At 38.4% G+C, this 13,930-nt stretch carries 9 protein-coding genes; 4 read left to right on the forward strand and 5 right to left on the reverse strand.

Annotated features, from left to right (window positions below; genetic code table 11):
• Positions 1-34 precede the first annotated feature (34 nt).
• Positions 35-220 carry a hypothetical protein gene (locus tag EHQ24_RS18380; RefSeq protein ID WP_135583192.1) on the forward strand — a complete coding sequence of 62 codons (186 nt, stop codon included), beginning with the start codon at positions 35-37 and terminating at the stop codon, positions 218-220.
• On the opposite strand, the gene EHQ24_RS18385 is transcribed toward EHQ24_RS18380, so the two are convergent.
• Genes EHQ24_RS18385 through uvrC form a run of 4 tightly spaced genes read right to left on the reverse strand, consistent with a single transcriptional unit; the run spans position 221 to position 7,968 of the window.
• A complete protein-coding gene (locus EHQ24_RS18385; RefSeq protein WP_135603046.1) occupies positions 221-1,840 on the reverse strand; it encodes a phospholipase D-like domain-containing protein in 1,620 nt (539 codons plus the stop codon).
• On the reverse strand, positions 1,837-3,264 hold the full coding sequence (locus EHQ24_RS18390; RefSeq protein WP_135603047.1) for an LA_2168 family protein: 1,428 nt from the start codon (positions 3,262-3,264) through the stop codon (positions 1,837-1,839). The genes EHQ24_RS18385 and EHQ24_RS18390 overlap by 4 nt, the downstream gene beginning before the upstream one ends.
• The gene (locus tag EHQ24_RS18395; protein ID WP_135603048.1) at positions 3,261-6,092 is read right to left on the reverse strand and encodes an LIC11755 family lipoprotein; all 2,832 of its coding nucleotides are present in this window, start codon (positions 6,090-6,092) and stop codon (positions 3,261-3,263) included. The genes EHQ24_RS18390 and EHQ24_RS18395 overlap by 4 nt, the downstream gene beginning before the upstream one ends.
• 34 nt (positions 6,093-6,126) lie before the next feature.
• Positions 6,127-7,968 (reverse strand): excinuclease ABC subunit UvrC, encoded by a 1,842-nt coding sequence (gene uvrC / locus EHQ24_RS18400; RefSeq protein WP_135603049.1) that lies wholly within the window; start codon positions 7,966-7,968, stop codon positions 6,127-6,129.
• A gap of 74 nt (positions 7,969-8,042) precedes the next feature.
• Between uvrC and EHQ24_RS18405 the strand changes: the two genes are divergently transcribed.
• Together EHQ24_RS18405 and lepB are read left to right on the forward strand one after the other, a co-directional pair.
• Entirely contained in the window at positions 8,043-10,538 is a 2,496-nt protein-coding gene (locus tag EHQ24_RS18405) for a methyl-accepting chemotaxis protein (protein WP_135603050.1), read from the forward strand.
• Positions 10,531-11,061: a signal peptidase I gene (gene lepB / locus EHQ24_RS18410; RefSeq protein WP_135603051.1), complete on the forward strand. Its 531-nt coding sequence runs from the start codon at positions 10,531-10,533 to the stop codon at positions 11,059-11,061. The genes EHQ24_RS18405 and lepB overlap by 8 nt, the downstream gene beginning before the upstream one ends.
• A gap of 13 nt (positions 11,062-11,074) precedes the next feature.
• On the opposite strand, the gene EHQ24_RS18415 is transcribed toward lepB, so the two are convergent.
• The gene (locus EHQ24_RS18415; RefSeq protein WP_135603052.1) at positions 11,075-12,733 is read right to left on the reverse strand and encodes a GAF domain-containing sensor histidine kinase; all 1,659 of its coding nucleotides are present in this window, start codon (positions 12,731-12,733) and stop codon (positions 11,075-11,077) included.
• A gap of 188 nt (positions 12,734-12,921) precedes the next feature.
• On the opposite strand from EHQ24_RS18415, the gene gap reads away from it, so the two are divergent.
• On the forward strand, positions 12,922-13,929 hold the full coding sequence (gene gap, locus EHQ24_RS18420; protein WP_002973650.1) for a type I glyceraldehyde-3-phosphate dehydrogenase: 1,008 nt from the start codon (positions 12,922-12,924) through the stop codon (positions 13,927-13,929).
• The last annotated feature ends 1 nt before the right edge of the window (position 13,930 follow it).

The following is a 13,930-nucleotide window of genomic DNA, read 5'->3' on the forward strand; positions in this document are numbered from 1 at the left end:
GAAAATCTCTTTTGCAAGGAAAACTGGACAGGCCATGTCAGATTTGATCCATGATTCCAAACTTCCTGAAGACAAAAAACACACCCTTGTACTTCTCATACAAACAATGTTAAACGATGTGAACAAACAAATCACTCATTTAGGAATCAATAACTATATGAAACTCCAAGATGACATTGCGAAGATTTTACTTCCTATCATCGAAGACAAAATGGAATGATCAGTCGCTAGAACAAACTGGAGTTATTTTTCCTGTAACTTCTAAACGGTTCATTAAAAATACCATCCATTCGGGTGGTTTATTTTTTTCTTTTGTATGACAAAATGAAAAGTTTCCTTGATTTGTCCGCACCCAAAACCATAAGTTTTTTCCCCTCCAAAAATCTGTCTGACCCAAAATAATTGAATTCCCATCCGGTATAAAGGATTGTTTCGGATGGGAACCATCCCAAAAAGAAAAGGAAAGAACCTTCTCTCCACTAGAAAGATAAACAGCAGTTCCCAGAAAATAGTTTTGTAAGATGAGTCGTGAAGGAGACCCGTCAGATTCTTCCCAAATAGGATCAATCTGATTGGAAGAAAATAAAAACCGATCCCCAAGTTTATTCCTGACTATGCCTACTAGTCCCATACTTTGTTTGTAAGCACTTGACAATGCATTGGAATTGGTATCAAAGTATCCATCACTATTGAACAAAACATTTGTTTGGAACAAAGAGTTTTGAAACCTCTGGATAGAATAGAATTTTAAATCAGAATCGGCATTTGGATTTGTTTGTTCTGAACTTAACGTTGGATTCGTAACGGAATTTGACATCCATAAAATTCGTTTCCATTCCATAAGGAATTCATTGGCAACAGTAGGATGTTCCATCCTAACAAAAACTTCCTTATTTTTATCTCTTGCTGATACAGAAAAATTATAAGAACCAGTATAAACAATCTTGTCATCAATTATCATTGTTTTGTGGTGTAATAACCCGCCCAAGTACCGATCGTTTTTATAAACAAAATCAACATTCCCGTCTTCCCAAATTTGTGAAGGAAAACTTAAACTTTTACTAAGGAAAATGCCTTCAGGGTTCGTAGACATAGGACTGTTGTATATCCCTTCTACACGAACTCCTCTTTTATTTGCCTCCAAAAGTTTCAAACTAAGAACCGGGTCATAATGGGAATAAATTAGATACTTAATGGAATGTTGTGCCTGATCCACTGCATCGAGTAACTGTTGTTGGATCTCTAAGCCCGCTTCGGGAGAAGTATAGTATCGTAAAAAACCTAGTTGAAAAAATCCTCTTGGATTTTTTCCCTCTAAAGTAGAAATCATCTCGAATGATTCCTTTTCAGAAATGTTTTGAGTCCAATAAACATTATGATCTGTCAATAACCCGTGGGTGGTAAAGTTTCCTGTTCCCATAAATACACGAGTTTTGTCGATGATCCAAATCTTTGTATGATGGATTCCTGAACCTGACCATCTTTTTATTTCCAAACCAAAAGATTCTAATTCCGAGTAATCTTCCTCTTTATCACCGAAAAGTTGTATTTGTACACCCATTCTCTTTTTTAAATAGAGTTCCGAAATGATTTCATAATCATCTATGGAATAAAGATAAGCACGGATCGAAATTTTTGCCTTTCGAATCTCTGAAAGTAAAACATCTTTCACTAGTCTTTTTTTCTCTTCCGCGATATCTCGACCAGGATAAGAAAAGTATAACTCTGTGACAGGAGCCGCAGGGAAAAAAAGGGAACTTAGATCCTTAGCTTTCGGATTTTTGCAAAAAAAGATATTTGAAAAACAAAGAATCGAACAAGAATAATAAATCCAATTCATATTTGAAGTCTCCCAAAAACATATCCGAAGTTTGATACTATGCCCATCGACTCTGGTAAAAATAAATTAGAGAATCCGAGCCCTAACTCAAAAGAGGATTCTTCTTTAAAAGAAAGTTCAAGAAGCCCCTCTCCAATGAAAAAAACTTCAAAATCCCGTTTCTGAAAACTAATCCGTCCATCCGTCTGCCCACTTACTTTGTACGGTAAAAAGTAAGATCCGACTAACTTCGCAACAAACTCACCATAGGTGAATTGTAAAACAAGTTCTGTCAGATAACCGAAACACCGACCTTCTTTCAAAGCAAAGTTTTTTTCATAACCAGATTCGGTGACTGCCGCTGCAGGAAAGATCCGAAATATTTGAGATAAATAGGGAGTTTGAGCGGGGTGTGCCCCCAAAAAAACAAAACCATCCCGAATGATTTGATTTTTTGCATTCCTTTCTTCTCTATCTGATAGGAAGTGAGAACTTCGAAAAAGAAAATCACCAAATCGTAGTTCGGCTCCCATCTGCAACGCTTCTCCTGAGATCGGAATGGAATTTGGCTTTGCAGCCGTTTTAGAACTGGTTCTGTCATTTCCCTTTGCCCAAAGAAAATCAAATTGGAAATTTAGAATTTCCAAATCCATTCCGAGTCCTAAATTTCCGGTGACGAGGGAATCCCCATCGGCTCCAGAAACCTTAGTTTCCCAAGGACTATCCTTGGTATTACGTCCAAAATTCCCAAGTTCCAGGTATTGTAACCCAAGGCGTAAGATAAAATATTCTCCATAAACAAGACCAAAGGAATGCCTACGATGGTGACTTCGTCTGTTTTTGTTTGGTTGGGATCCGTCGGATTTTAATTCTTCGTCACCCAATACATCAGGAAGAAAAGAATGGAATCGATCCTTTTCAAATAACATAACTCCCGAATACCGATCCCAAAGAAAAAACTGTAACGTTAAATGGGAACTTGGTAAAAATTCAATAAAAGCTCCCTCTCCTCCATCATAACCAGTTTGAAAAGCCTTGGGCCGAAACAAATGTTCTCTCCGTCCTACTCCAAAAAGAAATTTGGAAGTTTCATATCCAAGATAATGATTTTTTCCTAAATAAAAAGGATTTAACCCTGTTTCCTTTCCTGTAGTGAGTTTGATCTCTAAATCCCAAACAATTTTATCTTTTTTATTTTTATCTTTGAGGCCGACAAACATGGATTCGTTGGAAACTCGATTCAAATAAGAAGAGTTTTGAAAATTTTGACCCATTCTACCCAATGCCAAATCCCAACCAGGAATTTCGTTTGGCTTTTGTGTTTTGACCTCTCTTAAAAACAATTCGTAACCAAGAATTCCAACTTCCAGACCCACTGCATACTGCGGAGACACTCCAAATAACAGAGAGCATACGAAAAATGGAAAAACCCTAGTGAGTTTCAAAATTCCTCGCGAAAGATTTCGAAATCACTCAGCGACATCCCCAAGGCATCTGACTTCAACCAAAGAAACTCACCTGTGGCAACTGTGATACGAAGCGGAGAAAAACTCTCTTTGTGTCCAAAAGAAGAAATTAAAATGGATTTTGAACCCTGTTTTTTTCTGAGTTGAATGAACTCACCAGAAGAGATCCCATTGCCGATGGTTGATGTTGTTCGAACGGTAAGGAGTAAATCCGATCCTTTTTGGAAGATAGGTAAAAACCAGTCCTTACCATCTGGATCCACAATCCAAGCACAACGACCAGGGTTTAGGATGGTAGAATTGTATTGGAAACTCCTACCCCCACTTCCCAATGGGGAAAGGCTTGGAAACCGAGATTGGTAAGAAACTAGCTCATCTGTGTTTCCTTCGTCTTCTACCAAATAAGAAGCCAAATCCTCTGGATCATTTCCACGATTACAAAGATAGATCCATTCATTTTGTGATTGGTGAGGGTTTGGATAAATGGCTTCGATTTGAACGGGACCCTTTCTTTCTAAAAAACTTTTTGATTTAATGAGTTTTGGATGAGAAAAATAAGAATAAATTTGTTCTTCTGGAAAATGCGGTAGTGGAGATTCCAATTGGAGTTGGTAGGAATTGCCACCTAATGGCTGTAAAATAGAAGAGACTTTTTCCGATCCATTCCCTATCAGAATTTCCGTTTGCTGGTCTAAGATAAGATTTGACAGATAGGTAAAAGCGGATGGTAACCTCTCCACTTCCAAACTTCTTTCTTTTCTTTGCCCCGGACTTCGAAAGTTTCCCGCACAATTGAGCGAAGGAACTAAAGAACGAGAAAAGAAAATTGGATTTGGTTCTGGATGGAGTGACCGAGTTCCGTCCATACTTTTTTCTCGAATGACATTTGGATCGAATGTTATGGTGACCTGGGCATCGGAGTTCAGGTTTTGAAAACGAAGCGAACGAAATTGATGGTTAAAAAAATCTTCCGGCAGTCGGTAATTTGTTTCTCCGAAACAACCAGCAGGGTCAGCGACTAAGGTTAAAATTTCAGTGCCACTTGGTTTCCAAAAGGAATATCGGTTGCCATTTTCTCTTTCAAAAGAAACAACTCCTTCCTCTCGTCCGGAAAATCCGAAGTCAAAAAACGAAGATGGCCCGGGATGGTATTCCAAAAGTTCGGTAGAAATTTGATTCACCAAACTCTCGTTTGCATTTCCTGGACTGATCTGAAAACCATAAGAGGATAAAAAAGGAGAACTACCCACTCGAGGATGAGGTGATTCATTTTTTAAGTTTACTTGGATTGAAAATCGATTTTTTTCTTGGATTCGAAGGAGATGGAAATGATAAGGACTGGTTACAAATTCAGATTTTAATTTCGTTTTTCTGTCCTCAAAGTAGAAACTGGGAATTTGAAATGATAGCTTTGGAAGTGAAAATGGTTTCTCCTTCTCCAAAAGTTCGAGTCCAGCCCAACGTTTTCTTGTGAGAAGGAAAATAGAGCCAGTTGGCAAAACCCATTCACCAGCTGACAGAGGATAAATGGAATGATCAAAAAACCAATTGAGGGAAGATCCGTCACAAGTTTTTCCTGTGTTTTGAAATTCAAAAAATCCTGGTAGTGGCATCTCGGAATCAAAATGATTTCCGGGATAAAATTCAGTGATTTGGATTTGGTCGGGTTTGCAACCTGGTATGGTGTCTTCATTTTCTTTTTTTTCTAAAGAATTAGGCAAACCTGGATTTCCACAAAAGATTTCTTCTGTTTTCCAAAAATTGAATTGGTTGCGACAGGATACGGAATGAGTTTGGGTTGTAAAAAATTCATTCCCTTGTCGAAAAGAAAATTTAGAATCTCTATATTCAGAATCTCCAAAACGAACCCTAACATTTGTTCCAAGGCCTACTAAAAAATCTTTTGGAATGGGAATTCCGTGATATTTGGATTCATCTGACAAAAGAAGAATCCCTCGTGGTAGAATCAATTTGGTTCTTTTAGAAAATAAATCAGACTGGAATGATTTCCAAGATCCATCTAACTCCCAATCGATTGAGGAAAACCTGGGACAAAGAACTCTATCTTTTGGATTTTCCCATTCAATAAACCTTTGGTAAGAAGACTCGGAATGTCGAAAGAGTTCGGAAACCACAGGCTCTGTTTGATCACACTCTGCCAGCCACTTTTCATTTTGAGTTTCAATTTGTTCGGCAATTTCTTCTAGGTTCGGACAAGGGAATTCGAAAACGAGAGTTCTTTGTTTATTTTCGGAACCTGCCAAATTGTGGGAAGGAAATACAACTTCACAAACCTCTACTGTCCTTTGGATTAAGGTGGGATGAGGAAGTCCCAAAGTTTGGTAAGTAACAAGCCCACCCGACCAAATCTGCGAATCCCAGGAGGAAAGAACATCCAACTCTTCCGATTCTTTTTTCCATTTACCGAATTCGATCGTGGAAGCCTGCCATCCCTTCCCACTCAGATTCCAATTTGGATATTCTAAAAAATCTTTTTCCAATAAGGAAAAACCTTCGTTCCATTTCTGGAAAAGAGATTCATTTGTTTTCCAACAAATCCGAAACTTTCCACCTAATTCGCGTTTATATAGTGAAAGCGGGAGAGAATGGATACAAATTACATTTGAATCAAAACTAGTATAGTTTGTATTTTCAATGGTGTCTCCCGTTTCTTCGATGGATCCATATTGGAATTCCAATTTTGGAGTATCCGTAAAACCATCACCAAATGAAAGGAAGGGGATTTCTTCTTTATTTTGGCATCTGCATAAGAGAAAAAAAATAAAGAGTAATAATTGTTTTCGCATCTCCCACCTCGCCTAGATGGGTGGAAAATCATATTTATGGTTCTATTTTTCTTAACCTTTGAATTCCATTGTATATTTTTTCCGCAAGGACAGGCCCAATCCCTGGAACTTCTTTTAACTCACCAATTGTAGCATCGGTGACTTTCTTTTTGGATTGGAAATAGGATAAGATACTTTTCCGTCGGCTTGCGCCAATGTCTTCCATATCATCTAAAATGGTTTTTAATGCTTTTTTCTTTCTTTGGACTCTTTGGAAAGTAACTCCAAATCTATGGGCTTCGTCTCGCAAGTTCCGAAGGAGTCGCATCATAGGAGAATGCATATCAAAACTATAAGGATGTTTTTCACCTGGGAAATAAATTTCCTCTCGTTTTTTGGCGAGGCCAACCATTGGAATATGACCTAGTTCCAATGCATTGGCAGCTTCTGCTGCCCTCGACAGCTGCGTGAGTCCACCATCAATGACAATTAAATCGGGGAGTGTTTCTTCTTCATTCACCAAATGACTGAGACGGCGTGCGATCACTTCATGGATCATACCCGGATCATTGATTCCCTCATACCCGCGCATTTTATAATGCCTATAACCGGCCTTATACGGTTTTCCATCCACAAACATCACACCACTTGCCACAGGAGAAGAACCTTGGAAGTGAGAAATATCATAACATTCAATGGTTCTTGGTAACACAGGTAAATTTAACTTTTCTTGGAGTTCTTTCATTGCCACCGTTTGGTCTCGGAGTTTGGTCGCAAGAATTCGTTCCGTCAAACTGAGTTCGGCATTTTTTTCAGCCAACCGAAGAAGAGATTTTTTGGGGCCCATCTCCGGAAATTTAAGTTTGATGGAAGTTCCAAATTTTTCGGTGATGGCTTCCACAAAAACATCATAGTTTCCTTTGGCAGAAGGAGGTAAAAAAACTGTACTCGGAAGGAGAGTTACATTCAAATAATAATCACGTAGAAAAGAGGTAAATACTTCTTCATCATCAGAAAAAGAGAGTCCAGTAATAGGAAAAGATTTTTTCCCTTCAAGCCTTCCTCCCCTGACTTCTAAAATTACCACTTGGCCTTCATCCTCTCGTTTTCCAATTCCAAGGATATCTTCGTCACCTCCATCCATACTAACAACAGTTTGTTTTTCTCGGACTTGGTTGATTTTTTCGATCCGTGTTTTTAAATATCCTGCTCTTTCATATTCCATTTTTTCGGAAGCTCTAACCATTGCAGATTTTAATCCAGAAACCAAACGTTCCTTTTTCCCTTCTAAAAAACTAAGAATTTCATCGGTTAACTCAGCATAGGTTTCTTTTGAGATATTTCCTTGGCATGGCCCAAGACAACGGCCCATATGAAAATTGAGACAAGGTCTTTGGGGTTTGGAAAGTGGTAGTTTTAATTTGGTTTTACGAATTGGAAAGATTCTATGTATCAATTCCAAAGTATCACGAGCCGCTTTCACATCCGTAAAAGGACCGAAATACCGATCTCCATTGTCTTTTACTTTTCTAGTAATAAAAACCATGGGATAATCCTCACTTGTTGATACACAGAGGAAGGGATAATTTTTATCGTCTTTGAGTCTTACGTTAAACTTAGGATTGTATTTTTTGATTAATGTAGCTTCTAAAAGCAAAGCTTCTTTTTCATTACCTGTGGCAATCCAGTCTAGATCATACAATTCTACATAAAGAGCTCTTGTTTTACGATCTTTTTGGTTCGGATTTAAATAAGACCGAACCCTTGATTGAAGTTTTAGTGCCTTACCAACATAAATCACTTCGCCGATTTCATTTTTCCAAAGATAACAACCAGGTAAACTTCCTAAGTTTTTAATCTTTTCTTGGATGGTTTGTAGAATGAGTGCGTCTTTCATTATGGATTCTAATTGGAATTTTACGTTTACAATTCTTAGACAGTTTGTATCCCTAGGGTATGGATATACGAAAAATGATCAAATTTATAATTTTTGGTCTGGAAGGTTTTAATTACGGAATCGGTGTCCCCACTCTCCTCAGTTATATTTACTTTTTTACAGAATGGTCAGGAGAGGAATTTCAAATCATTCTAATTTCTACATCCATCTCAGTTTTTTTCATCCTCGGATTTTGTATTAGTTTTTATTGGATTCGATTTGCTCCAGTCTCTCGGATTGGAACACCAAAGGTCACAAAACGAGACCACAAATTAGCTTACTTCTGGTTGGATCATCTTGGAAAAGTTGCCATCATTGACATGATCATCCGTTATGCCATCGGATTTTTGTTTGTGATCGGTGCCCTACTATTTTATTTAAAATCCAAAAACTTTATTTTGATGAGTGAGATGGCCATTGGTCTTTTTTTAACTTTGGCTGTGACTGTCATCTTTCAATCCATATTTATCGATTATGTGGAAAACAAATTCAATATCAAAGGAATTTTACTTTCGATTCGCAATGACCAAACCCAAAGGATCAATACAAGGAAACTTTCGAGAAATTTAGGATTCCAAACGGTTCTTTCCTTTTTTGCCGCCATCCTCATTTTATTTATCATCAACTACCGCATGAATTTCCGCCAAGAATTGAATTTGGTAAATACCAGTATGGAACAAGCGGTGATGGACTCTGAGACACTGATGCGTGTCACATTGGTTGATTTTCGCGACCGCCTAACCTTATCAGTTTTTTCTGAAAATAAACTGAAAGATCAAATCGTTAGTAAAAACATCAAAGGAATACAGAATGTCCTAAACGAAATCCAATTAAAAAGTACAAACCATGCCGTAGAGGCTCTTTTTTATTACAAACCAGAATCGGGAGTTTTTGTTTCCACAAATGATTATGATCTTGGGAAATCAGGATCAGTATTTTATATCGAAAATGAAAAACTAGCCAAACAAGGTCCACTTCGTCATACAAGTTTTCGTTCTAAAATTTCTGGAGATATCATTTCCCCTTACACTCTCCCCGTTTATCAAAACAATCAGTTTTTGGGTTATGTAGGTGGTTTTCTCAATATTGGCAAACTCTCTAGTTTTATTTTAGGAAATATTAAAATTGGGGTTTCTGGAAAGGTTGGATTTTTTGATGGAGATGGTGCTGTCATCTACTACACAAACAAAAAAGAAATTGGAACGAACGCCAAAACTAAGTTAGTTTTTGATATTCCTTTCCAAAGAGAGGATGCTCTTGGTTTTGCCGATTCTACAGAAGACGGGACTTTCAAAAGAATTTTCTTTGTCAAAAACCCTGAATTCAATTATGTAATTTTTTGTATTTTTGAAAACGCAGAATTATATGAAAAAACATTGCTTAGTCTTTTTACCACACTTGCGATTTCTATCATTGTTGTTTTACTCATAGGAATCATCACGGTACTCGTCATCGAATCCAAACTAAAACCACTAGAGAGAATCAAAGTGAGAATCGCGGATATGGTAAAAGGAAATTTACAATCCGATTTTTATGATTCAAGTCGTGACGAAATTGGAAGTATGGCCAATGCCATGTTTGATTTCCAAACCAAACTACGCCAAATTGTAAACAAAACCCAAACCGTATCGACTGAACTCACAAACACAAGTTCCGATATTTATGAATCAATGTTATCTCTTTCCGATGCTGCCCAAAACCAAGCGGCAAGCAGTGAAGAAATATCCGCCTCTGTAGAAGAAATTACAGCCGGGATTGAAAGTGTGGCCCAAAGGACAGAAACCCAATCTTTTACCTTGGTTTCCCTGATGAAAAAGATGACTGAACTGAACCAGGCTGTCTCAGAAATTGATAAAAAGTTCCAAATCGCTGACACAAGGGTAGAAGAAATCACAAACGATGCCAAGTTAGGTGAAAAGTCTCTCAGTGAAATGAAACTTTCTATGGACAAAATCTATGAGTCCTCCTCGGAAATGACAAATGTTGTAGAAATCATCCACAATATCTCAGAACAAATCAATTTATTGGCCCTGAATGCTGCCATCGAAGCCGCAAGAGCCGGTGTCAGCGGTCGTGGCTTTGCCGTAGTTGCAGATGAAATCTCAAAACTTGCTGATAAAACCGCCAAGTCCATTGATGACATTGAAGAACTCATCAAACAAAACGAAGGGGAAATCAAACAAGGCCAGGAAAAAATTGACCAGTCCATTGTGATTTTAAGTGAAACCATCTCTGGGGTAAACTCCATCAACCAAATGACAAAAGAAATTCGTTCCGTTGTCCAAAAACAAATTGAAACCAACGAAGAAGTGAACGAAGGTGTCACACAAATCCGAGAACTTTCTGAAATGATCAGAGAAGCTACCGACGAACAGAAAATGGCGATGCTCGAAATTTCTAGGTCAATGGCTGAAATTAACACCCATGCCCAAACCACTGCGATGTCGAGTGAAGGCACAAAATCCAGTTCACAGAACATGAACCAACTTTCAGAAAGTTTACGAAGAGAGATCAATTATTTCCATGTCTAAACCTAAAAACAAAGTTCCTTTCAAAACAAGACTGTATGAGTTTTTAATTCCCCTCAGTTTAGGGTTATTTTTTGCAATTCTCGTGAAGTATTATATCATCACCCCCGTTCATGTTCCTAACCAGTTTATGGAACCCACATTAAAAAATGGATCCACTGCTTATTTTAACAAATGGTTTCGAGCCAAACAATTAGGAATTGGGGATGTGGTTCTTGTGCGTTCCCCGCTGGATCCGGAATCCGTTTTTATTGCGCGGATTGTTGGGAAACCGGGAGATACAATTTCTGTACAAAAAAGATTGGTCTTTCGTAACGGATCGGTTCTCGATCCCACAAGTTTTCCCGAATCAGCCTCAAACGATATCCCACTCATCCCACCAGGTAAAACGGAATCCGATGATATGCCCAAAATCACAGTTCCAGAAAAATCTTTTTTCTTACTTGCTGACAACAGAGAACTAGGAGTGGATTCAAGGACATTAGGAGTGGTTCAGGAAACTCAGGTCATCGCAACTCTTTGGTAAAACAAAACAAATATTAAACGGAAAGTACAAAAGGTAAATCCACAAAGAACTTGGTTTTACCTGGTTTTGATTCAAAGTGGATTTGTCCGTTATGCCTTTCCACAATTTTCCTACAAATATCGAGACCAAGCCCACTCCCTTCACCAGACGGTTTGGTTGTAAAAAAGGGCTCAAAAATTCGGTTTTGGACTTCCATTGGAATTCCACATCCAGTGTCTTCCACTGTCACTCTCAGTTTATCTTCCAAAACTTCAGTTCGAATTTTCATCACTCCAGAGAAGGTCATGGCTTGTAATCCGTTATAAATCAAATTTGTCCAGAGGTGTAATAACTCTTCCGGATAACCTTCGATATAGGGAACTGGCTCAAATTCTTTGATGAGAGTCACCTTTTTTTTGAACTGATTTTGGTAGAGAGTGATGACAGTTTCTATATTTTCATGAAGGTTAGTTTTTATGGGATTTGTGGAAACTTCAAACCTTGCAAAATTTTTTAATGCAAAAGTCATTTTACTCGCTCGTTCCACGGCAAGTTGCATAATACTCAAAGATTGAAACACGGTGATCTCTTCGGCTAACAAAGAAATAATGGCAAACACATCCGAGTCTTGAAACAAAATTTCAAACTCTTCCAGAATGGGCAATTCAAATCCAGAATCAATTAACTGATAAGAAAAAGATTCCGGTATATTTTTAGATTTGAGCCAAGATTCAATTTCTTTTCTCCGCCTCATCCTCTCCTTTCCTGAAACCATATCCACACGAGTTTTTAAAACATCCAAACAATTTAAGAATAACTTCTGTTTGTCTAAGGATGGTAGAAGGTCTTTTAGTTCCTTTTGGAATAACGATAACTCAGAATCAAATAGAGATTCTTTTAAATTTTGAGCCGAAGCATGGATTGCGGCGATAGGATTATTGATTTCATGTGCAATCCCAGCAACGAGTTGGCCAAGGCTTGCCATTTTTTCGGATAAAATGAGCTGTGCTTGTGTTTTTCGTAAACTGGAAATGGTCACTTCCAATTCTGCATTTGTTTGTTTCAGGTTTTTTGTTCTCTCTTCCACTAACCTTTCTAAACTTTCATTGAGTTCCCGAAGTTCTTTTTCCCTGGCTTGTAATTCCTTGTTTACTTCATTATTTCGAAAATTACTAACGGTGAGGGCAATCTGATCTCCGAGTTGGCTACAAAATATAATTTCATCTTCTTCCCAAGTATGTGATTTTCCAACGTGTTCAAAACAGATTGTTCCAATCAGTTCCTCACCCATTCGAATGACTCCGTCTAACATAGCTGTGATGCCATTTGGTTTTAGGTAAGAATTGATAAAACCTTTGGTTCTTGGATCGGTATAGGGATCATTGGCATCTACAAACTTTTCCGTCAGGAGGTATTGGAACTCCTCACGAAATTCAGCTTCTTTCAAAATGGCTCCGGAGATATGGTCTGCTTTGCTTAAAAGGTATGTGTCAACATTATGCAGTTCGTTTTTGGTTTCATTAAAGAGCCAAACCCCAACCCTTTCGATTCCGACAAGTTTCGAAACTGATTCCGTAATAAAAGAAGCAAATACAACGATCTCCCCAGATCGAATTGCTGGGTGGGAGGAGACTTCGGCCAAAATTTTCTGTTCGTTCCGTGCCCGTTTTAGCTCTTTTTCTAAGCCTTTCATGGGTAATTTCTAATCCTATTCGACGGATTCCATTGCGAAATTTTGGCAAGTAGTATGGGGAATTTCTCAATTTCTTAAGGGTTCTATGCAGCTTTAGGTCTTAAAATGAGTGACAGAGACCCCGAATCCGAAATTCTGTAATTAAAAAATCGTTTCATCTCTCGATACGAGCCTTTTAGGAGAAACTCATGGTAAAAATCGCAATCAATGGTTTTGGTCGCATTGGACGACTTGTACTTCGTTCCGGAATCAAAGATCCCAATTTAGAATTCGTTGCCATCAACGACCTCGTGACCCCAGACAACCTTTCTTATCTTTTCAAATATGACTCCACTCACGGTCGATTCGACGGTGAAGTTTCTCACACAGACAACGAAATCATTATCGATGGCAAAAAAGTTAAAACTTTCTCAGAAAGAGACCCAGAAAAACTCCCGTGGAAAGAACTCGGAGTGGACTTTGTAATTGAATCTACTGGTCTTTTTACTGACCGAGTGGGTGCTGAAAAACACATCAAAGCTGGCGCGAAAAAAGTCGTGATCTCAGCCCCTGCAAAAGACAAAGACATCCCTACTTTTGTTATGGGTGTGAACCATGAAAAATATGATTCTGCAAAAGACAATGTTGTCTCTAACGCATCTTGTACAACGAACTGCCTTGCTCCGATTACAAAAGTGGTTCTTGACAACTTTGGAATCGTAGAAGGACTCATGACTACCATCCACGCGATGACAGCAACCCAACCAACAGTAGACGGGCCTTCTAAAAAAGACTTCCGTGGTGGACGCGGTGCAGCGCAAAACATCATCCCTGCATCCACAGGAGCAGCAAAAGCAGTAGGACTTTGTATCCCAGAAGTAAACGGAAAACTCACAGGTATGAGTTTCCGAGTTCCCACTCCAGACGTGTCTGTTGTGGATTTAACCGTTCGCACAGAAAAACCAACATCACTTGCAGAAATCAAAAAGAAAATGAAAGAAGCCAGTGAAGGTTCCATGAAAGGAATCCTTGGTTATACAGAAGATATGGTGGTTTCTAACGACTTTCTTGGGGACATTCGTTCTTCTATCTTTGATGCAGATGCTTGTATTGAACTTAGCTCCACTTTTTTCAAACTCGTATCTTGGTATGACAATGAAATGGGATACTCTAACCGAGTGTTAGACCTCGTACGTTACATGGCAAAAAAAGGCTAAG

The organism is Leptospira noumeaensis (assembly GCF_004770765.1).
GTDB lineage: Bacteria > Spirochaetota > Leptospiria > Leptospirales > Leptospiraceae > Leptospira_A > Leptospira_A noumeaensis.